The sequence below is a fragment of the Pseudocitrobacter sp. CD920760 genome (genome assembly GCF_057782505.1).
On sequence record NZ_CM173490.1, the window covers coordinates 2,496,710 to 2,518,703 of the forward strand.

Genomic DNA, 21,994 nt, shown 5'->3' on the forward strand with positions numbered 1-21,994 from the left:
CGCTGCGCCTTATCCGGCCTACAGGGGATGGTAGGCCGGGCAAGGCGTAGCCGCCCCCGGCAAAACAGGCGCAGAAGTTATATAACGTCGCATATTTTGTAGGCCGGGCAAGGCGTAGCCGCCCCCGGCAAAACTACGATTCATACCTATGCTATGATTCATAAATCAAAACAATAACAACAGGATGAATCAGATGAGTAAAATCGATACCTTCATTCAGCAGGCCGTGTCATCGGTGCCCATTAGCGGCACGTCGCTGATCGCCTCGCTGTATGGTGATTCCCTGTTGCATCGCGGCGGTACTGTCTGGCTGGGTAGCCTGGCGGCGATGCTCGAAGGCCTGGGATTTGGGGAACGTTTTGTCCGTACCGCGCTGTTTCGCCTCAACAAAGAGGGCTGGCTGGATGTAGAACGCATCGGCCGCCGCAGCTTTTATCGCCTGAGTGATAAAGGCCAGCGCTTAACTCGCAGGGCGGAAAATAAAATTTATCGTGCGGAAACGCCGGCCTGGGATGGCACCTGGCTGTTGTTACTCTCAGAAGGTCTGGATCGCGCAACACTTTCAGACGTCAAAAAACAGCTTATCTGGCAAGGGTTTGGCACGCTAGCGCCCAGTCTGATGGCCTCGCCGTCACAAAAGCTGGCCGATGTGCAATCGCTGCTGCATGAAGCGGGTGTGGCGGAAAACGTTATCTGCTTTGAAGCACATTCTCCACTGGCGTTGTCGCGTGCGGCGTTAAGTGCCCGCGTGGAAGAGTGCTGGCAACTGACCGAGCAGAATGCCATGTACGACACATTTATCCAGCTGTTCCGTCCATTGCTGCCGTTATTGCGCGAAGTGGATGCAGATGAACTTACGCCGGAACGTTGCTTCCAGATCCAACTGCTGCTGATTCACTTTTATCGTCGCGTGGTGCTGAAAGATCCGCTGCTGCCGGAAGAACTGCTCCCGGCGCACTGGCTCGGGGGCTCTGCGCGTCAACTCTGTATCAACATTTATCAACGTGTGGCTCCTGCCGCGCTGACCTTCGTCAGCGAAAAAGGCGAAACCCCGGTGGGCGAACTGCCTGCGCCGGGCACGCTGTTCTATCAACGATTTGGCGGGTTGCCGGTGAGTGAAGGGAGGTCTTATGCCAGTATATCAGATTGACGGCTTAACCCCGGTGGTGCCGGACGAGAGCTATGTGCATCCTACCGCCGTATTAATTGGCGACGTCATCCTGGGCAAAGGCGTGTATGTTGGGCCAAATGCCAGCCTGCGCGGCGACTTTGGTCGCATTGTCATTAAAGATGGTGCGAACATTCAGGACAACTGTGTGATGCATGGTTTTCCGGAGCAAGACACCGTTGTGGAAGAGGACGGACATATTGGTCACAGTGCGATCCTGCATGGCTGCGTGATACGCCGTAACGCGCTCGTTGGGATGAATGCTGTGGTGATGGACGGCGCGGTGATCGGCGAAAACAGTATTGTCGGCGCGGCAGCGTTTGTGAAAGCCAAAGCGGAAATGCCTGCGAATTACCTTATTATCGGCAGCCCGGCGAAAGCCATCCGCGAACTCAGCGAGCAGGAGATGGCGTGGAAGAAGCAGGGGACGCGGGAATATCAGGTTCTGGTGGAACGCTGCAAAAAGACGATGCATCAGGTTGAACCGTTACGGGCGGTGGAGGAAGGACGAAAACGACTGACCTTCGACGAAAGCTTACGACCGAAATCAGCCCGTTAACCCGCGTAGAAAAATTATTGGTTTGTTTTGTCTACGGGCAATGTACCCGTAGCCCCGGTAAGCGCAGCGCCACCGGGCAATAATGCGTGTGCCGGATGAGACGTTGTACTCATCCGGCATTTTTTTACACATTCGCATTTATTACACATTTCCTCCCCGCGCGTTCATTTCTATACTGTGGGCTCTTAATCTGCCTTAAACAGGACAGGGTGTTATGAGCAACAACAGTGGTACGTTTACTCTTGGTTCAAAATCGGTAAAACGACTGGGTTATGGCGCGATGCAGCTGGCAGGCCCCGGTGTCTTCGGGCCGCCAAAAGATCGCCATGTTGCTATTACGGTATTGCGTGAAGCGCTGACGCTGGGTGTGAATCATATCGACACCAGTGACTTTTATGGCCCACACGTGACAAACCAGATTATCCGTGAAGCCCTGCATCCGTATCCGGATGATCTGACGATTGTCACCAAAATTGGCGCGCGTCGCGGGAACGATGCTTCATGGCTTCCGGCGTTTTCGCCTGAAGAACTCAAGCAGGCAGTACACGATAACCTGCGTAACCTCGGCCTGGACGTGCTGGATGTGGTTAACCTGCGCGTGATGCTCGGCGACGGTCACGGCCCGGCAGAAGGGTCGATTGAAGCTAACTTTACCGTACTGGCCGAATTGCAACAGCAGGGGCTGGTGAAGCATATCGGCCTGAGCAACGTCACGCCGACGCAGGTCGCACAAGCGCGTAAAATTACGGAAATCGTCTGCGTGCAGAACGAATACAACATCGCACACCGTGCCGACGACGCGTTGATCGATGCGCTGGCGCGTGACGGTATCGCCTACGTGCCGTTCTTCCCGCTCGGTGGTTTTACGCCGCTGCAATCTTCAACGCTTTCGGATGTTGCTGCAAGCCTTGGCGCGACGCCGATGCAGGTGGCGCTGGCGTGGTTATTGCAACGTTCGCCGAATATCCTGTTGATTCCAGGTACTTCTTCAGTGGGGCATTTGCGGGAGAATATGGCGGCGGGAGAATTAGTGCTATCTGATGACGTGCTGGCAACGCTGAACAGCATTGCGAAAAATGCGGGTTAAATAACAAGGCCTCCCGATTTCGCGGGAGGCCTCTTAAATCTTACGCTGCAACCACGGCGTCAATTGCCGCTTTTGCATCTGCCTGTGCTTTGGCCGCCATTTCCGGGCCATACGCGATGCCTTCCGCAAAGACGAATTTCACATCGGTCAGGCCGATAAAGCCCAGGAAGGTAGACAGGTACGGAGTCACCTGGTCAGTCGGGGTATCTTTATGGATGCCGCCACGGCTGGTGATCACTACGGTTTTCTTACCGGTAACCAGGCCCTCAGGACCTTTCTCGGTGTAACGGAAGGTCACGCCAGCACGAGCAACCAGGTCAAAATAGTTTTTCAGCTGAGTAGAGATGTTGAAGTTGTACATCGGGGCTGCAATCACGATAACGTCGTGGGCTTTCAGTTCAGCAATCAGCTCGTCAGACAGCGCCAGTGCTTCCTGTTGACGCGGAGTCAGCGGGGAATCGCTTGGACGCAGTGCGCCAACCAGTTCGCCATCCAGTACCGGCACCGGGTTAGCGGCCAGGTCACGAACGGTGATTTCGTCCGCGCTGTGTTTTTCACGCCACTGCTCAACAAAATAGTCGGACAGCTGATTAGACTGGGAGTAGCCTGCCAGGATGCTGGATTTCAGAACCAATACTTTGCTCATGGGTGTTTCCTTTATACTTTGAGTGACGGGCCTTGCCCGGTTGCTTGCAGACACTTTATTCACAATCCTGCCACAGGGATAGCGCAATATATCGAATCCTCTGTTCGATTTTTTTGAACAACTGACTTTGCTCTCTATATCGCACGCCGGGAAAACCGTTCGGTATCAGGCCATGTGTGGTATTCTGGAGGGAACGTATGACGAGAACATTTCCGGCACACAGATGCCCGATAACGCTATGACAGAACAACAAAAACTCACCTTCGCGACGCTGAATCAGCAGCTCGACGCATTAATGCTGCGCGATAAACAGCGCTTTGCCCGTCGCCTGCACGGTGTGAAGAAGGTTAAAAATCCTGATGCACAACAGGCCATTTACCAGGAAATGGCGAAAGAGATTGAACAGGCAGCAGGTAAAGTCCTGCTGCGCGAAGCCGCACGCCCGGACATTACCTATCCGGATAACCTGCCGGTTAGCCAGAAGAAACAGGACATTCTTGAGGCGGTGCGCGATAACCAGGTGGTGATTGTCGCCGGGGAAACGGGGTCCGGGAAAACCACCCAGTTACCGAAGATTTGTATGGAGCTGGGTCGTGGCATCAAAGGGCTGATTGGCCATACCCAGCCGCGTCGTCTGGCGGCGCGTACCGTGGCGAACCGTATTGCGGAAGAGCTGAAAACGGAGCCGGGTGGTTGCATCGGTTATAAAGTTCGTTTTAGCGATCACGTCAGCGACAACACCATGGTTAAGCTGATGACCGACGGTATTCTGCTGGCGGAAATCCAGCAGGATCGCCTGTTGATGCAGTACGACACCATCATTATTGATGAAGCGCACGAACGCAGTCTGAACATCGACTTTTTGCTCGGTTACCTGAAAGAGCTGCTGCCGCGTCGCCCCGATCTCAAAATTATCATCACTTCCGCGACCATCGACCCGGAACGCTTCTCGCGCCACTTTAACAATGCGCCGATTATCGAAGTTTCAGGGCGTACCTATCCGGTGGAAGTGCGCTATCGCCCGATTGTCGAAGAGGCGGATGACACCGAGCGCGACCAGTTACAAGCCATTTTTGACGCCGTGGATGAACTGGGGCGGGAAAGTGCGGGCGACATCCTGATCTTTATGAGCGGCGAGCGTGAAATTCGCGATACCGCCGATGCGCTCAGCAAGCGGGATCTGCGCCATACGGAGATCCTGCCGTTGTATGCGCGACTCTCCAACAGTGAACAGAATCGCGTCTTCCAGTCGCATAGCGGGCGTCGCATTGTTCTGGCGACCAACGTCGCCGAAACCTCGCTGACCGTGCCGGGCATAAAATACGTTATTGACCCGGGTACCGCGCGTATCAGCCGCTACAGCTTCCGCACTAAAGTGCAACGACTGCCGATTGAGCCGGTGTCCCAGGCATCTGCAAACCAGCGTAAAGGCCGCTGTGGGCGTGTCTCGGAAGGGATCTGTATTCGACTCTATTCGGAAGATGATTTCCTGTCGCGCCCGGAATTTACCGATCCGGAAATTCTGCGTACCAACCTGGCATCGGTTATTTTACAGATGACCGCGCTGGGGCTCGGAGATATTGCCGCCTTCCCGTTTGTTGAAGCACCGGATAAACGTAATATTCAGGATGGCGTGCGTCTGCTCGAAGAGCTGGGCGCAATCACCACGGACGAACAGCAAACCGCCTATAAACTGACCCCTCTGGGGCGCCAGCTGTCGCAACTGCCGGTTGACCCGCGTCTGGCTCGTATGGTGCTGGAAGCGCAAAAACACGGCTGCGTGCGCGAGGCAATGATAATTACCTCGGCCTTGTCTATTCAGGATCCGCGCGAACGCCCGATGGACAAACAGCAAGCCTCGGACGAAAAACATCGCCGTTTCCACGACAAAGAATCTGACTTCCTCGCCTTTGTGAACCTGTGGAATTACCTCGGCGAGCAGCAAAAAGCGCTGTCATCGAACGCTTTCCGCCGCCAGTGCCGCATGGATTTCCTCAACTATTTGCGCGTACGCGAATGGCAGGATATTTACACCCAGCTGCGCCAGGTGGTGAAAGAACTGGGTATTCCGGTCAACAGCGAACCGGCGGAATATCGCGAAATCCATATCGCGCTGCTTACCGGCCTGCTTTCCCATATCGGCATGAAAGACGCCGATAAACAGGAATTTACTGGTGCACGTAATGCGCGCTTTTCTATTTTCCCGGGTTCCGGTTTATTCAAAAAACCGCCCAAATGGACCATGGTTGCCGAGCTGGTGGAAACCAGCCGCCTGTGGGGCCGTATCGCTGCGCGCATCGACCCGGAATGGGTGGAGCCGGTTGCCCAGCATCTGATCAAACGTTCCTACAGTGAACCGCACTGGGAGCGGGCACAGGGTGCGGTGATGGCGACCGAAAAAGTCACCGTTTACGGGCTGCCGATTGTCGCCGCGCGTAAGGTGAACTACAGCCAGATTGACCCGGCGCTGTGTCGTGAGCTCTTTATTCGCCACGCCTTGGTGGAAGGTGACTGGCAGACGCGTCATGCATTCTTCCGCGATAACCTGAAACTGCGCAGTGAAATTGAAGAACTTGAGCACAAATCGCGTCGTCGCGACATTCTGGTTGATGACGAAACGCTGTTTGAGTTTTACGACCAGCGCATCAGCCACGACGTCATCTCCGCCCGACATTTTGATAACTGGTGGAAAAAGGCCAGCCGCGAAACGCCGGATTTGCTCAACTTTGAAAAGAGCATGCTGATTAAAGAGGGGGCGGAGAAGGTCAGTAAGCTGGACTACCCGAACTTCTGGCATCAGGGCAATCTCAAGCTACGCCTGAGCTATCAGTTTGAACCGGGGACGGATGCGGACGGTGTTACCGTTCATATTCCTCTACCGTTGCTTAACCAGGTGGAGGAGAGCGGTTTTGAGTGGCAGATCCCAGGCCTGCGTCGTGAACTGATTATCGCGCTTATAAAATCGCTGCCGAAACCGGTGCGCCGTAACTTTGTGCCCGCGCCAAATTACGCTGAAGCGTTCTTAGGTCGTGCCACGCCGCTGGAGCTGCCGCTGCTCGATAGCCTGGAGCGCGAACTGCGCCGTATGACCGGAGTCACCGTTGACCGCGACGCCTGGCAGTGGGATCAGGTACCCGATCACCTGAAAATCTCTTTCCGGGTGGTGGATGACAAAAACAAGAAACTTCAGGAAGGGCGTTCCCTTCAGGCGCTGAAAGACACGCTTAAAGGGAAAGTTCAGGAAACGCTTTCCGCCGTTGCCGATGATGGTATCGAGCAAAGCGGCTTGCATATCTGGAGCTTCGGTAACCTGCCGGATCACTACGAACAGAAACGCGGCAACTACAAAGTGAAGGCCTGGCCTGCGCTGGTAGATGAGCGTGAAAGCGTGGCGATTAAGCTTTTTGATAACCCGCAGGAACAGCAGCAGGCGATGTGGCGTGGTTTGCGCCGCCTGCTGCTGCTGAACATTCCGTCGCCAATTAAGTATCTGCACGAGAAATTGCCGAACAAAGCCAAACTGGGGCTCTACTTTAACCCATACGGTAAAGTGCTGGATCTCATTGATGACTGCATCTCCTGTGGTGTTGATAAGCTTATCTATGAGGCGGGCGGCCCGGTATGGACCGAGGAAGGGTTCACGAAGCTGCATGATAAAGTGCGAGCAGAACTGAACGAAACCGTCGTCGAAATCGCCAAACAGGTCGAGCAGATCCTCACGGCGGTATTCAATATCAACAAACGCCTGAAAGGGCGCGTGGATATGACCATGGCGCTGGGGCTGTCGGATATCAAAGCGCAGATGGGCGGGCTGGTTTATCGCGGGTTTGTCACCGGCAACGGTTTCAAACGCCTGGGCGACACGCTGCGCTATTTGCACGCGATTGAGAAACGACTGGAAAAACTGGCCATCGACCCGCACCGTGACCGTGCGCAAATGCTGAAGGTGGAAAGCGTACAGCAGGCATGGCAGCAGTGGTTGAATAAACTGCCGCCGGCGCGTCGGGATGACGATGATGTACAGGAAATCCGCTGGATGATTGAAGAGCTGCGCGTCAGTTTCTTTGCTCAGCAGTTGGGTACACCGTATCCCATTTCCGATAAACGCGTGTTGCAGGCGATGGAGCAGATTAGCGCGTAACGTTTTTCTGTTCAGTAAACGCTCTTAGAAGCCCGGTTAGCGCATGCTGCCGGGCTTCTTTATGGATTCTGAAAAGCGGTGGCAGATGTACTCTGTATAGGCGCGCAGGAGTAATCTGTGCGCGTGCAGATCGGCGATCAGGGTGGGGCGGTAGCGTTTATTAAATATTCTGAGAGAATATGGATAAACATGTTATTGCGTTGGTTTTTAAGACGATAATATATTTGTTAAGTGAGCTGGTGGTATATATGGGAAGTGTTTTTGATACTATTTATGATATAGATTGGCATGATGGGGTTCTGATAGAAACTAAAACAGAGTTTAAGAATGTAGGTGTGATTTTTACTTTAATTGTGTCTGTTTATCTAAGGTCAGGTGAAAATATAAGAAGTAGAAATAATATGGTTTTTGAATTCAATGATGTGACTGATTTATCTTTTGTTTTTGATTCAAAAGAATTAATTAGCAATGCTATTGCTGGAAACATCAATGATGTTACGATGAAAAAACTTGGTAAAAAACAAAAAATATATTTCCATTTCTTTGGAGGGTATTTGGCTTTCTCATTTGACGGATTGTCTATAATTGATCAAGGCATGCCGAATGAAAATTAAAATACTCATGCTCTCATTTCTTCCATTCGCATCGTTGGCGTATGATTCTTGTACAAACATTCAAGTATCAGATCAAGTTTATTATTGTGCTAAAGAAGCATTTACTAACCACGATGCTGAAATGAATAAAACCTATAAGGCACTTCTGGCCGATATCAAGAACAGATATGCAGCTGAACCAGGGACAGGTGCCGAAATTATTGAGAAAATAAAGATCTCGCAAAGAGCGTGGGTTCATTTTCGAGATGCCAATTGTCCTGTTTATATCTTGGATGTTGAAACTGGCTCACAAGCGTATGAAACATCGATATATGATTGTGAGAGTGAGATGACGATTAAGAGAACAGATGAGTTAAAGGCAATATTGAAAAGTCTATAGTCTATTGCAATAGAGGTAAAATGAGTCAATATTTGATAAATATCACACCAGAAAAGATGTCTTTTAACAGCATATTATTACTCGAGTTTAAGTACGTAAATAGCAAATTAGAAATAATTCTGGCTGTGGATGAAGAACGACTGTGCTGCAAAGTTTCTTTTGATTGGGTTCATTCCCTGCGCATGACTGATGAAGGGGATTTACTGAAAACTCTTGGTGAAGGTCTTTTTCAGGGGCTAGGCATCTTTATCGTTAAAAATTCATCTTATTATGAGTGGTTTAATACTCAAAGTTGTGGTATCCATGAGCACGAAGAAATTAAACATTATTGTCTGGTTACTGCTAATGAGGTGGTCGAGGTGTTAGCCAGTATTGAGCCAGAGGTGATTGTGGTTGAAAAAAATCAGTAGCTTGAATGTCATTCTAAAACTATCTTTCCTTTCCGTGTTGTTATATTTCTCCTGTCTGACCTACACTGAATTGTTTACAGAGGGAGCTTATCGCCGAACAGACACACTGGAATATTTCTTCTTAACTCGGCCAGAAATCAAGAATGCGCCAATAATTTCAGAAGACTACAGCTACTCATATCATGATGTTTTGGACAAAGATGAATATATCGAGAATGGAATAACGTATTGTAAGATTCGCCAGTTTACAGAAGCCTATCTTACATTAGTCAAATATGCGGATGATCTCGGTATTCCGTCAACTGATTTTTATCCTGAAGAAACTCAGCCCAAGAAATTCTTTCTTACGACAGAGAGCAGAGTCAGTGGCGGCAGATGCTTATCTTTAACGCTGTATATCCGAAAGTAACTGTACCGGGAGAATGGAGGCTCTGATACCACGAACGGAATTTCCCCCTCCAGAAACAAAGAGGGGGAAGGGTCTGGTCGTTACAACCCCGACGTCTGCACATTCACCGCATCAATTCGACGGCTACGGCTGGCAAAGAAGATGGCAATCAGCGAGATGGTAACCGTTGCGCCCAAATACCATGCAACCGGAACCCAATCACCGTCATATTTCGCCAGCAGGCCCGTTGCAATAAGCGGGGCGGTGCCGCCCGCCAGCGCGGCGCCAATCTGATAACCCAGCGTAATGCCGGTGTAGCGAACGTTAGCGCTAAAAATTTCTGAACACAGTGTGCCCAGAACGGCGGTGATCGGTGCCCAGAGAATACCGAACATCACGACGGTCGCCAGCATAATCGCCCAGGTGGTGCCGGTGTCGAGCAGCATGAACCACGGTACGATAAACAGCCCCAGCAGCGCGACGCTCACTGCGTACATGCGTTTGCGGCCAATTTTATCGGACAACAACCCCATCAGCGGAATCATTACCGTCGCAACCAGTGCGCCGAGCGTGACGGCCTCCAGCACTTGTGATTTCTGGTAGGCGAGGGTGGTCGTGGCATAACTCACAATGAAGGTTGAGAAGATATAGAACGGCGCGGTTTCGACAACTTTCAGACCTGCCGCAATCAACACTTCACGCCAGTGATGCGTCAGCGTGTCGCGCAGCGGCGCTTTCGCCACCTGACCGGACTGCTTCACCTTCTTAAACTCTGGCGTCTCATCGATATCCTTACGGATCCACAGCCCCAGCAATACCAGCACTGCACTCATCAGGAACGGAATGCGCCAGCCCCATGAGAGAAACTGCTCCTCGCTAAACAGCGTCATCAGCGACACGATAAAGGTTGCCATCAGCATACCAATGGTCACGCCCGCTTGCGGAATGCTGCCGAAAAATCCTTTACGTTTTTCTGGTGCATATTCATAGGCCAGCAGCAACGCGCCGCCCCATTCACCGCCAATTCCCATTCCCTGAATAATACGCATCAGAATCAAAAGAATGGGCGCCCAGATGCCAATCTGGTCGTAGGTCGGCAGCAGACCAATCATGACGGTTGCACCGCCCATCAGCGAGAGTGTCAGCACCAGCGTTCTTTTACGGCCAATACGATCGCCAATGTGGGCAAAGAGTACGCCGCCAATCGGACGAATAAAGAAAGTCAGCGAGAAAGAAAGGTAAGAGAGGATGAGCCCAATAACCGGGTCGACCATTGGGAAGAAGATTTTATTGAACACCAGCGCCGCGGCGGTGCCGTACAGAAAATAATCAAACCATTCAATGGAGCTGCCGGTCAAACTGGCAATCAAGACCCGTTTGTTTTTTTTCAGGATCGTACTGCTGCTTTCTTGCGTCGTCATGAAGGAAAACTCCCGCCACATTAAGTTAGAATCAGGTGCCACCTGATGCCTCAAAGGTGCAACCTGCAATGTGTTAAAAAGGTTGCTTGTTTGTTAAGCAACTTAGAGGTGGGTGCTATTTTTAGCAAGGGTGAGCAGGATATTTATACACAAAAAGCAGGCATTTTGATGATTGAATCATTTGTAAAATGAATGATTGATGGTTTGATGTTCTTTACTATGGTGCGATGTTAGTGATTTATTCAGGTGCAACCGCATCGTTTTTAGATATTTCTGGTTATTTCAAGAATGTTACAAAAATGCAGGCCAGGTAAAATTAACGCTTTCGGAGTGATCTACTGTCATGAAGGTTCAGACACGTTATCCTGTGCTAACAAACTCACAGAGAGGGAGGATTATGCTAACGACATTGCCACAATTACCCGATAGCACACTTACGGCTGCCAATTTGCTGGGGAGCTGGCTTGCGCAAAATGATTTTGCCTCCCGACCTCAAGCAGACGATTTTGACGTGGTGGTGCTGGCGGGGAACGCCGTTATTCCTGTCATCGATGCGGCCTGTCAGCTGGCGGCGGATGAGGAAAAAACGCTATTGATCAGCGGCGGTATCGGCCATTCAACGACCTTTCTTTATGCCGCGATAGCCCAGCATCCGCATTATAACACCTTGCGTACCACCGGGTTATCTGAAGCGGCAATCCTTGCGGAGATTGCACATCAATTCTGGAAAATCCCGCGCGAGAATATTCTGGTTGAGGATGCATCGACGAACTGCGGTGAAAACGCGCGTTTTACCCGGCGCATGTTAGATACCCAGGGGATTGCCGTTAAAAAAGGTATCGTCGTGCAGGACCCAACCATGCAGCGTCGTACGATGGCGACGTTTGAACATGTCTGGCGGGACGCGGAAAATGCGCCGCACTGGCGTAGTTATCCCGGATGTCAGCCGGAGCTCTTCAACAGTGAAAACGGCGTAGCGTTTAAAGGGGATGACACCGGATTGTGGCCGGTGGAGCGATATCTCTCATTAATAATCGGTGAATTGCCACGCATACGTGATGATGCACAGGGGTACGGGCCGCGCGGTAAAAACTTTATTGCTCACGTGGATATTCCGCTGGCGGTTGAGCAGGCCTGGCAGCAGTTAACGCAAGACGCCACGCTGCGGGAAATGTCGGCCATGCGGGCATTGCGCTAAGAGGCCGCGAATGACGCCCGGAAAGGAACGTTTCCGGGCGTTGTCTTTTTACAGTTTGGCGTATTTTTCCAGTACGCGAATCAACTGAGTCACAAACCCGTATTCGTTATCGTACCAGGCGACCGTTTTGACCAGTTGCAGATCGCCTGCTTCTGTCACCTCGGTTTGCGTGGCGTCGAAAACGGAACCAAAGTGCGTACCGATAATATCGGTCGATACGATGTCATCGTTGGTGTAGCCAAACGACTCATTATTTTCTGTCGCTTTTTTCAGCGCGGCATTCACGTCATCGACGGTGACTTTTTTACCCAAAATCGAAACCAGTTCGGTCACAGAACCGGTTTTCGTCGGCACACGCTGGGCATGGCCTTTCAGTTTACCGACAAGGGCAGGGATAACCAGTCCGATCGCTTTTGCCGCCCCCGTCGTATGCGGGATAATATTTTCCGCTGCGGCACGAGAAGCGCGCAGATCTTTGCCGCGAGGCCCGTCAACCAGCGCCTGAGTCCCGGTATAGGCATGGATAGTGGTCATGGTGCCCACTTTGATCTCGAATGCATCATGCAATGCTTTTGCCATTGGCGCCAGACAGTTGGTGGTGCAGGAAGCGACAGAAATAATCGTGTCGCTGGCGTTGAGCGTGTCATCATTCACGTTGTAAACCAGCGTTTTGATGTCACCCGCCGGAGCAGATATCAGTACTTTTTTTGCCCCCGCATCGATATGCGCCTGCGATTTTTCAGCTGAGGTATAGAAACCCGTACATTCGACGACGATTTCTGCGCCTTCCGTTTTCCACGGGATGTTCTTCGCCTCTTTTTCCGCAAAGACTTTAATCGTTTTACCGTTAACAATCAGCGCGTTGTCGCTGAAATCAACGCTCCACGGGAACGGCCCGTAGTTGGAATCGTACTTCAGCAAATATGCCAGTACTTTTGGCGACGTAAGATCGTTAATTGCGACAACTTCATTGCTGCTCGAAGTTTCCAGCAGACGACGCAGGACCAGTCGACCAATACGCCCAAATCCGTTAATGCCAATTTTACTCATGATGTTCTCCATCAGTTCGGGGTGATACGGTTTTTTTACTTATCCAGGCTTAGTTCAGCATTAGCGGATGGGCAACCCGATTTTGTCTGTAACGCATCAATGAGGTGAATAGAACCAAAGTAACTGCTGAAAAGTTAATGAATTTTTAAGTAAAAACGGCTATTTTGCTTTTTTGTTAATTACTTATCAGGGGTCGCTATGCGCGATAAATACTCAGGCCTGCAAATAGGCATTCACTGGCTGGTCTTCTTACTGGTTATTATTGCTTACTGTGCGATGGAATTCCGTGGCTTCTTTCCGCGTAGCGCGCGTCCGGTTATCAACATGGTGCACGTCTCCTGTGGCATCTCCATTCTGGTGCTGATGGCGGCGCGTTTGCTGATTCGCCTGAAACGCCCGGCGCCGCCGATTGTACCGAAACCTAAGCCAATGATGACGGGCATGGCGCATCTGGGGCATCTGGCGATTTACCTGCTGTTTATTGCATTGCCGATTATTGGTCTGGTGATGATGTATAACCGGGGAAATCCGTGGTTTGCTTTTGGGATAACCATGCCGCATGCGGCGGAATCGAATTTCGATATTGTCGATACGATGAAGGATTATCACATTCTGCTGGCAAATATTGGTTACTGGCTGATTGGACTTCATGCCCTGGCCGCGCTGGCGCATCATTATGTCTGGAAAGACAATACGCTGCTGCGCATGATGCCGCGTAAACGGGGTTAATCATAAGTAAACTGAATAGTCCTTTATTGGCCATGTGGCGTGCGTTACCATACCGCCACGATGGTTAATATTGTGTAAGGAAGAGCAGGGTGTTCGCAGATTTTGGCGTACTAAATTACTGGACGTATGTGGTCGGGGCGATTTTTATCATTCTGGTGCCGGGGCCAAATACCTTCTTTGTCCTGAAAACAGGCGTGGCACACGGTATTCGTGGCGGCTACATGGCAGCGCTGGCGGTCTTTATCGGCGATGCGGTGCTGATGTTCCTCTCTTATGCGGGCGTGGCGACGCTCATTAAAACCACTCCGGTTCTGTTTAATCTGGTGCGCTATCTGGGGGCGATTTATCTGCTCTATCTGGGCGGGAAAATGCTCTACAGTACGCTGAAGCGTAAAGCCGGAGAACCAGAAGCGCACGCCGAGCCGGGTCATGCAATTTTCAAACGCGCGCTGACGCTGAGCTTAACCAATCCCAAAGCGATTTTGTTTTATGTCTCGTTCTTCGTGCAGTTTATTGACGTGAAATCGGCTACGCCGGGGCTGGCATTCTTTATCCTGGCGCTGACGCTTGAGCTGGTGAGCTTTACCTATTTAAGCTTCCTGATCGTGTCGGGCTCGCTGGTGACGCGGTATGTGAAAACCCGTAAGAAGCTGGCGAAGATTGGCAATAGCCTGATTGGGCTGGTGTTTGTGGGTTTCGCGGCGCGACTGGCGACGCTGCAGTCTTAAGTCACTTTTTGCCGGATGCACCTGTATCCGGCACCCCTCTAAAGCAATCATTCCTTTCTTACGAGTCCATTTCCAGACTGCTGAGTTTCACCGTGAAGGTGTAAAATCGCGGCGGGTGCTTGAGGCTATCTGTCTCAGGCAAACACCAAAAGGCAGATAGAGAAAAGCCCCGGAAACATTGAGCGTCTTGCAGGACGCTTAACACTTACCGAGGCCACAATCTATGCCCAACAGCATTAGATTAGCCTCTTACAGACCTACGGGTCAAGGAGAAGCAGGCTATGAAATGGCAACGTTCAGGCTTAATTGCCCTGGTTATCATCTGTATCACCGTGATTTTAGCGGTGTTGGCGATGCGGCGGGACCTCTGCGAGGTCCACTTCCGGACAAACCAGACGGAGGTTACTGTTTCTACAGTGTGCGACTCTAAATAGTAAGAGACAAGGCGGGGAGCGATCCCCGCCAATCTCAATGGTTGGCTGGCGTCCTCAATGCACCCCATGACACATTCATTTGGTGATTGTTTTACATTCACATTATATCGATGATAGTATACCCCCCTATACTAATGGAGGGCGTATGCCGCATTCCCCTGACGATAAAAAACGGGCGCTGACCCGGGTACGCCGCATTAAAGGGCAGGTTGATGCTCTTGAACGCGCGCTGGAATCCGGCGAGCCGTGCCTGACTATTCTGCAACAGATCGCGTCAATTCGCGGGGCCGCCAATGGCCTGATGGGCGAACTGGTTGAAATGCACCTTAAAGACGAGCTGGTAAGCGGCGAAACGACGCCCGATCAGCGCGCCGTGCGCATGGCTGAAGTCGGTCATCTGCTACGATCTTATCTAAAATAAAACATCATAAAGGAAGAGACCGCTATGAAATCACGTGCAGCTGTCGCGTTTGGCCCAGGTCAACCGCTGAAAATTGTTGAAATCGATGTCGCGCCGCCGAAAAAAGGCGAAGTACTGGTAAAAATCACCCATACCGGGGTTTGCCATACCGATGCATTTACCTTATCCGGCGATGATCCGGAAGGCGTATTCCCGGCGGTGCTGGGGCATGAAGGCGGCGGCATCGTTGTTGAAGTGGGCGAAGGCGTCACCAGCCTGAAACCGGGCGACCACGTTATTCCGCTTTATACTGCCGAATGCGGAGAGTGTAAGTTCTGTAAGTCTGGCAAAACTAACCTTTGTCAGGCCGTTCGCGCCACCCAGGGGAAAGGGTTGATGCCGGATGGCACCACCCGTTTCTCCTATAACGGTGAACCGATTTTCCATTACATGGGCACCAGTACTTTCAGCGAATACACCGTGTGTGCCGAGATCTCACTGGCGAAAGTGAACCCGCAGGCACCGCTAGACAAAGTTTGTCTGCTGGGTTGCGGCGTCACTACCGGTATCGGCGCGGTGCATAACACCGCAAAAGTAAAAGAGGGCGATACCGTTGCGATCTTCGGTCTGGGCGGCATCGGCCTGGCGGCGATTCAGGGGGCGGTACAGGCGAAAGCGGGACGCATTCTGGCCATTGATACCAACCCGGAGAAATTCAAGCTGGCGAAAGAGATGGGTGCGACCGATTTCATTAACCCGAAGGATTACGATAAACCGGTTCAGGATGTCATTGTCGAAATGACCGACGGTGGCGTTGATTTTAGCTTCGAATGTATCGGAAACGTCGACGTCATGCGATCCGCGCTGGAATGCTGCCATAAAGGTTGGGGTGAAAGCGTCATCATCGGCGTTGCGGGTGCAGGTCAGGAGATCAAAACCCGACCGTTCCAGCTGGTGACCGGCCGCGTATGGCGTGGTTCTGCCTTTGGCGGCGTGAAAGGCCGTTCCCAGCTGCCGGGTATGGTTGAAGACGCCATGGCGGGCAAAATTCAGCTTGATCCGTTCATTACGCACCGTCTGCCGCTGGAGCAAATCAACGAAGCGTTTGATCTGATGCACGAAGGGAAATCCATTCGTACAGTTATTCATTTCGGCGACGCGTAATCCCAGGCGTCCTCTCCCGTCGGGGAGGACGTTTTTTACGCCAAATTGTGACCCACCTTGCGCTTTTAGCCATAATCAAATCCTCTGACTTGCCGATGACAATCTTACGGGCGTGTTTGTACGCCGCTTACCTGAAGAGAGTCGATTGGCATGGACAAGACTAAAACACAACACCAGACCCAAAAACTCAGTTTCCTGCACCATATTCGTTTAGTTCCGCTTTTCTCCGCTATTCTCGGCGGCATCATTCTGCTGTTTGCCCTAAGCTCCGGGCTGGCGGGGTATTTCCTGTTGCAGGCGGAACAGGATCAAAAAGATGTCACCGAAGAATTGCAGGTGCGGATGGGCTTATCAAACAGCTCTAACCATCTGCGCACGACGCGTATTGAGCTAATCCACGCCGGTGCGGCGAGCCGGATTGCTGAAATGAATGAGATGAAACGCAATATTGCGACGGCGGAATCCCGCATGCAGCAGTCGCAGGTGGCGTTTACTCAATATCGTGAGCGTCGGGTGAAAACGTCAGCAGATAGTGCACTGGATAAAGAGCTCACCGCTCGCTATACCGCCTATATTGATGGCCTGAAGCCGATGCTGAAATACGCTAAAAATGGCATGTTTGAAGCGATCATTAATCATGAAAACGAACAGGCAAAACCGCTGGACGATCGCTATAACGCGGTGCTGCTGAAAGTGATTCAGATTCGTACCGACAGAGCCAACCACCTTACTGAGCTATTGCTTGAGCGTACCCGCCTTGGGCTGATGTTTATGGCGGCGGCCTTTGTGCTGGCGCTGGTGCTGACAATAATGACCTTCGTGGTGTTGCGCCGTATTGTGATTAAACCCTTGCAACACGCCGGGCAGCGTATCGCGCAAATCGCCAGCGGCGATCTCACCCAGCCGGATGAATCCGTCGGGCGCAGCGAAATCGGCCAACTCAGCTTTAACCTGCAAAAAATGCAGCATGCGCTGGTGCAAACGGTGGGCACGGTACGCCAGGGGGCAGAGGAAATCTATCGTGGGACCAGCGAAATCTCGGTGGGGAATACGGATCTCTCTGCACGGACCGAACAACAGGCGGCTGCTATTGAACAGACCGCCGCCAGCATGGAAGAGCTCACCGCAACAGTAAAACAAAACGCCGATAACGCCCATCACGCCAGCAAACTGGCGGAAGATGCCTCCGGGAAAGCAACCCGTGGTGGGCAACTGGTCACGGGCGTGGTCGCGACAATGGGCAATATTTCTACCAGTTCGAAGAAGATCTCCGAAATTACCGCAGTAATTAATAGTATTGCCTTCCAGACCAATATCCTGGCTCTTAACGCGGCGGTAGAAGCGGCGCGTGCCGGTGAGCAGGGGCGTGGGTTCGCGGTGGTTGCCAGCGAAGTGCGCACGCTCGCCAGTCGCAGCGCGCAGGCGGCAAAGGAGATTGAAGGGCTGATTTCTGAATCTGTCACCCTGATTGAGCGCGGTTCGGATGAAGTGGTGAACGCCGGGGCAACGATGACGGAAATTGTTGATGCGGTGAAACGCGTGACGGACATTATGCTGGAAATCGCGGCGGCGTCTGATGAACAGAGTCGCGGGATTTTGCAGGTCAGCCAGGCGATTACCGAGATGGATAACGTCACTCAGCAGAATGCCTCGCTGGTGGAGGAAGCATCGGCAGCGGCGGCCTCGCTGGAGGCGCAGGCAGCACGATTAACCGAAGCGGTAGGGACGTTTCGTATTCCTTCGCGCCGCGGAGTGAAGAAAGAAAACGTCCCGGCTACTGCGCCGACGTTAGCCGTGGCAGGCGGCGATAGCTGGGAATCGTTTTAGGTTAAAAGGTCGGGTGAGAAATCACCCGACACGGAGAGTTACTTTTGTGCGTCCGGCAGGGCGTATGCAATGATGTAATCACCACGGTCCGGGGACTGACGTGCGCCGCCTGCGTTGATGATGATGTACTGTTTGCCGGTTTTCGGCGACACATAAGTCATCGGGCCAGACTGGCTGCCCACCGGCAGTCGGTCTTTCCAGACTTCTTTCCCGGTTGCTGTATCAAAGGCGCGCAGATAGAAATCCTGCGTACCGGCGAAGAACAGCAGACCGGATTGCGTGGTCATAGACGCACCCAGCGTCGGCATCCCGATAGGGATCGGCATATGCATGCGGATACCCAACGGCCCGGTGTCTTCCACCGTACCAACCGGCACCTGCCAGACGATTTTACCTGATTTCAGATCGACCGCTGACATCGTACCAAACGGCGGTTTCTGACACGGAATGCCCAGCGGCGACAGGAAGCGCTCGCGCATTGCACCATACGGTGTGCCTTCCATCGGGACAATCCCCATTTCGATACCGCTGGCATCTTTCGCCACTTTCGCGCGCGGTACCATATAGTTCGCCAGACCGAGGCGCATATCGTTAACGAACATCAGGCTGTTGTTCGGGTCAACGGAGACGCTGCCCCAGTTCATGCCGCCCAGCGAACCAGGGTATTGCAGTGAACGATCTTCGCCTGGAGGGGTGAAAATGCCCTGATGGCGCATCTCTTTAAACTGAATACGGCACAGCAGCAAATCGATTGGCGTTGCGCCCCACATATCCGATTCTTTCAGCGTTTCGTTGCCAATCATCGGCATACCGACGGAATACGGCTGAGTAGGGGAATAACGTTCGCCTTTAACATCACCTGCCGGAACCGGACGTTCTTCGACTTTCGCCACCGGCTCGCCGGTTTCGCGGTTCAGCATGAAGATCATGCCCTGCTTGCTGGTTTGTACCAGTACCGGTGTGGTGCCGCCTTTGCCGTCAGGCAAATCGGTCAGCAATGGCTGAGAAGGCAGGTCGAAATCCCACAGATCGTGGTGCGTGGTCTGATAATGCCAGCGCACTTTCCCGGTGGTCGCATCAACGGCAACAATAGACGAGCTGTATTTATCATCCAGCGCCGTACGTTCACCCGCCCAGAAATCGGGTGTCGCATTACCGGTCGGTAAGTAGACCAGATTCAGTTTGGCGTCATATGACATCGCGGACCACACGTTTGGCGTGCCGCGCGTGTAGGTCTGGCCTTCCGGCGGCAGCCCGGTAATATTCGGGTTACCCGGATCCCACGCCCACGCCAGTTTACCGGTGTGCACGTCATAAGCACGCACCACGCCCGGCGGTTCATCGGTGGAGAAGTTATCGGCAACGCGACCGCCCAGCACCACCACATTCCCGGCTACCAACGGTGTTGAGGTCTGCTGATAATAACCGGGCTTGATTTCGCCCATCCCGACGCTCAGATCAACCACGCCGTTATCACCAAAGTCGGCGCACGGTTTACCGGTATCAGCATTGATTGCGATAAGGCGCGCGTCGGTGGTTGGCAGGAACAGACGACGCGGGCAGGCAGCAGGCGCGCTGTTATTTTCCGCAGCGGCGACGCTTTGCGCCTCTTCGTAATAGCCTAACCCTCGGCAACGCTGCCAGTTTGGTGCCGTGGCTTTCGAATCATAACGCCACTTCTCTTTACCGCTGTCGACATCCAGCGCCAGCACTTTACTGTACGGCGTACAGACGAACAGCGTGTCGCCTACCTGTAGTGGGGTATTCTGATCTTCAGCGCCGGAACCATTACTGACCGGAATATCTCCGGTATGCGCGACCCACGCCACCTGCAGCTTATCGACGTTCTGCTTGTTGATTTGATCCAGTGCAGCAAAGCGGTCGCCGTGAGTGGTATTCCCCCAGTGTGTCCAGTTCTTCTGCTGCTCGCCCGCGGTCACCGGTTTCACCGGAACCTCTTCATCTGCGCTCACCAGGGTATGGGTTTTGAACATGCCGCCCATGCTGGCCAGCAATACCACGGCGATGACAGCCGCCAGGCCAAAGGCCGGGCCCTTCTTCGCGTGCGGCGATACGGACAGGAACGGCCAGATAATGGCGCAAAGGAATGCCAGCACCCCAAAGGTGAACAGGCGTGAAAAGAGTGGCCAGAAATCCCAGCCTGCATCGCTGACAGACCAAATCAGCGCAATAATAAACGCCAGTGCATACAGTACTATCCCGCTGCGGCGATTACGTGCGATCAGCGCGGCAGCGACAATCATCACCAGTCCCATCAGCGCGAAGAACCAGGTTCCCCCCACGGTAGCGAGTTTAATGCCCAGCGCGCCCACGGCCAGACCGATGATAAACATCAGTCCGGCGAGAAGCCATTTAAGGACCCGGGGGAGTCCTTTGAGTGAAATGCCCGTTGCCATACTGTTCTCCTGATGACAGCCAAACCCGGATGAGTGAACCAAATGAATCACACATAAAGGGGGTGTTGTTTTAAATGAAAGAGAGTTGCTTGTTATTCGTGTTCATCCGATACTCATATGGATTACGAATGAACCATTTGGTTAATGTGTGGCTATAATAGATCTGTTAAATCGCATTGCGCAATTGTTAATAAATGATTTCGCATTAATTGATCTATGGTGACGGGATCTGAGGTGAAGCGGTAGCCACCCTCTCCATGACGGAGAGGGCCGGAATGCGGAAGGTTAACCTGGCATTGATTTGCGAATGGCTGCCAGCAGCGTCTGCGCGCCGCTGGAAATAGGACTGTCTACGCGCGTCAACACGCCAATAGGCTCGCCCTGACCCTGAGTCGCGATGGGAAGCGAGGTTAACGCACCGCGTCGCAGGTCGTCTCTGACCGCACCGGACGGCACAAACCAGACGTAGTTGTAATCCACGGTTAACTGGCGGGAGAGCGAAGCCGACAGTGTTTCAATGCAGCCCGCAGGCATTTTACAGCCCTGACTTTGCAGCAGCGTTTCCGCATTTTGTCGGGGAACGGTCCCTTTCGGAGAGACAACAACAGGCCACTCCATCACGCGGCTTAGTGTAATATTTTCATGCAGAAGAGGATGGTCCGGGCGCACCACTAGTTTGAGCGATTCCAGAAACAGCAGCTCATAGGTTAAGCCGGTCATCAGTTCCGGGTCTGACATGCGGCCAATACCAAAATCAATATCCCCGGATTTCAGCGCCGCCAGCAGCATGGTGTTATTCATGGTCGCGACCTGCAACGTGACATCATGCTGTTGCTGATGAAACTGACCCAGCACCATCGGTAGTATCCCCAGCGCAGCAGTAGGCAGCGCGCCGATTCGGACGACATCATGATGGCTGCCTTCTTTGCGGGTTAACGCCTGGCCGGCAGTATTTAGCGCATCCAGAACTTTCACCGCGTGGGTAAGAAACTGCTCGCCGACAAGCGTCAGCTGTGCGCCAAGACGCCCACGTTCGAATAAGCGGGTACCGGTCAGTTGCTCCAGTTCATTAAGCGTTTTGGATAACGCAGGCTGGCTGAGATTAAGGGTTTCAGCCGCACGCCCCAGAGTTCCTTGTTGGGCGACGGCAACGAAAGTGTGCAGGTGGCGCAGACGAATGCGCTGACTAAAGAGAGCATTTTTTTCCATACGCGATGTTAAGAACAGATCGATA

At 52.5% G+C, this 21,994-nt stretch carries 20 protein-coding genes; 15 read left to right on the forward strand and 5 right to left on the reverse strand.

Features of this window, described 5'->3' with window-relative positions:
- Positions 1–184 precede the first annotated feature (184 nt).
- The 3 genes from paaX to AC1MKH_RS11790 all read left to right on the forward strand — a co-directional run bounded on the left by paaX (position 185) and on the right by AC1MKH_RS11790 (position 2,814).
- Positions 185–1,150 carry a phenylacetic acid degradation operon negative regulatory protein PaaX gene (paaX, locus tag AC1MKH_RS11780; RefSeq protein ID WP_276221438.1) on the forward strand — a complete coding sequence of 322 codons (966 nt, stop codon included), beginning with the start codon at positions 185–187 and terminating at the stop codon, positions 1,148–1,150.
- Positions 1,131–1,727 (forward strand): phenylacetic acid degradation protein PaaY, encoded by a 597-nt coding sequence (paaY, locus tag AC1MKH_RS11785; protein WP_276221436.1) that lies wholly within the window; start codon positions 1,131–1,133, stop codon positions 1,725–1,727. Before paaX ends, paaY begins: the two co-directional genes overlap by 20 nt.
- A 214-nt stretch (positions 1,728–1,941) precedes the next feature.
- Positions 1,942–2,814 (forward strand): aldo/keto reductase family oxidoreductase, encoded by an 873-nt coding sequence (locus AC1MKH_RS11790; protein WP_276221434.1) that lies wholly within the window; start codon positions 1,942–1,944, stop codon positions 2,812–2,814.
- A gap of 40 nt (positions 2,815–2,854) precedes the next feature.
- Here the strand turns inward: AC1MKH_RS11790 and azoR are convergent, their stop codons facing one another.
- Positions 2,855–3,460 carry an FMN-dependent NADH-azoreductase gene (gene azoR, locus AC1MKH_RS11795; protein ID WP_108474155.1) on the reverse strand — a complete coding sequence of 202 codons (606 nt, stop codon included), beginning with the start codon at positions 3,458–3,460 and terminating at the stop codon, positions 2,855–2,857.
- 238 nt (positions 3,461–3,698) lie between these two features.
- Here azoR and hrpA point away from each other — a divergent pair, with 238 nt between their 5' ends.
- From hrpA to AC1MKH_RS11820, 5 genes are all read left to right on the forward strand, one after another.
- On the forward strand, positions 3,699–7,601 hold the full coding sequence (hrpA, locus tag AC1MKH_RS11800) for an ATP-dependent RNA helicase HrpA (RefSeq protein WP_327621881.1): 3,903 nt from the start codon (positions 3,699–3,701) through the stop codon (positions 7,599–7,601).
- A gap of 248 nt (positions 7,602–7,849) precedes the next feature.
- Positions 7,850–8,215, forward strand: a complete 366-nt coding sequence (locus AC1MKH_RS11805; RefSeq protein WP_276221429.1) for a hypothetical protein — start codon at positions 7,850–7,852, stop codon at positions 8,213–8,215.
- Entirely contained in the window at positions 8,205–8,594 is a 390-nt protein-coding gene (locus tag AC1MKH_RS11810; RefSeq protein WP_276221428.1) for a lysozyme inhibitor LprI family protein, read from the forward strand. Before AC1MKH_RS11805 ends, AC1MKH_RS11810 begins: the two co-directional genes overlap by 11 nt.
- Positions 8,595–8,614: 20 nt before the next feature.
- On the forward strand, positions 8,615–9,004 hold the full coding sequence (locus AC1MKH_RS11815) for a hypothetical protein (RefSeq protein WP_276221426.1): 390 nt from the start codon (positions 8,615–8,617) through the stop codon (positions 9,002–9,004).
- The gene (locus AC1MKH_RS11820; RefSeq protein ID WP_276221424.1) at positions 8,988–9,413 is read left to right on the forward strand and encodes a hypothetical protein; all 426 of its coding nucleotides are present in this window, start codon (positions 8,988–8,990) and stop codon (positions 9,411–9,413) included. Before AC1MKH_RS11815 ends, AC1MKH_RS11820 begins: the two co-directional genes overlap by 17 nt.
- An 80-nt stretch (positions 9,414–9,493) precedes the next feature.
- On the opposite strand, the gene AC1MKH_RS11825 is transcribed toward AC1MKH_RS11820, so the two are convergent.
- Complete coding sequence (locus AC1MKH_RS11825; protein WP_327621880.1) at positions 9,494–10,813, reverse strand: MFS transporter; 1,320 nt, start codon at positions 10,811–10,813, stop codon at positions 9,494–9,496.
- 397 nt (positions 10,814–11,210) lie between these two features.
- On the opposite strand from AC1MKH_RS11825, the gene AC1MKH_RS11830 reads away from it, so the two are divergent.
- Positions 11,211–12,011 (forward strand): YdcF family protein, encoded by an 801-nt coding sequence (locus tag AC1MKH_RS11830; RefSeq protein WP_276221422.1) that lies wholly within the window; start codon positions 11,211–11,213, stop codon positions 12,009–12,011.
- Positions 12,012–12,059: 48 nt separating this feature from the next.
- Here the strand turns inward: AC1MKH_RS11830 and gap are convergent, their stop codons facing one another.
- Positions 12,060–13,061 (reverse strand): type I glyceraldehyde-3-phosphate dehydrogenase, encoded by a 1,002-nt coding sequence (gene gap / locus AC1MKH_RS11835; protein ID WP_276221420.1) that lies wholly within the window; start codon positions 13,059–13,061, stop codon positions 12,060–12,062.
- A gap of 198 nt (positions 13,062–13,259) precedes the next feature.
- Here gap and cybB point away from each other — a divergent pair, with 198 nt between their 5' ends.
- From cybB to AC1MKH_RS11865, 6 genes are all read left to right on the forward strand, one after another.
- Positions 13,260–13,790 (forward strand): cytochrome b561, encoded by a 531-nt coding sequence (gene cybB, locus AC1MKH_RS11840; protein WP_327621879.1) that lies wholly within the window; start codon positions 13,260–13,262, stop codon positions 13,788–13,790.
- A gap of 89 nt (positions 13,791–13,879) precedes the next feature.
- Positions 13,880–14,518: a leucine efflux protein LeuE gene (leuE, locus tag AC1MKH_RS11845; RefSeq protein ID WP_231827351.1), complete on the forward strand. Its 639-nt coding sequence runs from the start codon at positions 13,880–13,882 to the stop codon at positions 14,516–14,518.
- A gap of 281 nt (positions 14,519–14,799) precedes the next feature.
- A complete protein-coding gene (locus AC1MKH_RS11850; protein ID WP_276221414.1) occupies positions 14,800–14,952 on the forward strand; it encodes a Hok/Gef family protein in 153 nt (50 codons plus the stop codon).
- 145 nt (positions 14,953–15,097) lie between these two features.
- Positions 15,098–15,373 carry a metal/formaldehyde-sensitive transcriptional repressor gene (locus AC1MKH_RS11855; protein ID WP_015964534.1) on the forward strand — a complete coding sequence of 92 codons (276 nt, stop codon included), beginning with the start codon at positions 15,098–15,100 and terminating at the stop codon, positions 15,371–15,373.
- Positions 15,374–15,397: 24 nt separating this feature from the next.
- A complete protein-coding gene (locus AC1MKH_RS11860) occupies positions 15,398–16,516 on the forward strand; it encodes an S-(hydroxymethyl)glutathione dehydrogenase/class III alcohol dehydrogenase (RefSeq protein WP_276221411.1) in 1,119 nt (372 codons plus the stop codon).
- Between the two features lie 150 nt (positions 16,517–16,666).
- On the forward strand, positions 16,667–18,343 hold the full coding sequence (locus AC1MKH_RS11865; protein WP_276221409.1) for a methyl-accepting chemotaxis protein: 1,677 nt from the start codon (positions 16,667–16,669) through the stop codon (positions 18,341–18,343).
- A gap of 38 nt (positions 18,344–18,381) precedes the next feature.
- Here AC1MKH_RS11865 and AC1MKH_RS11870 read toward each other — a convergent pair whose 3' ends face one another.
- Together AC1MKH_RS11870 and AC1MKH_RS11875 are read right to left on the reverse strand one after the other, a co-directional pair.
- Positions 18,382–20,760, reverse strand: a complete 2,379-nt coding sequence (locus tag AC1MKH_RS11870; protein ID WP_276221407.1) for a glucose/quinate/shikimate family membrane-bound PQQ-dependent dehydrogenase — start codon at positions 20,758–20,760, stop codon at positions 18,382–18,384.
- 285 nt (positions 20,761–21,045) lie between these two features.
- On the reverse strand, positions 21,046–21,969 hold the full coding sequence (locus AC1MKH_RS11875) for a LysR substrate-binding domain-containing protein (RefSeq protein ID WP_276221405.1): 924 nt from the start codon (positions 21,967–21,969) through the stop codon (positions 21,046–21,048).
- Between the last annotated feature and the right edge of the window lie 25 nt (positions 21,970–21,994).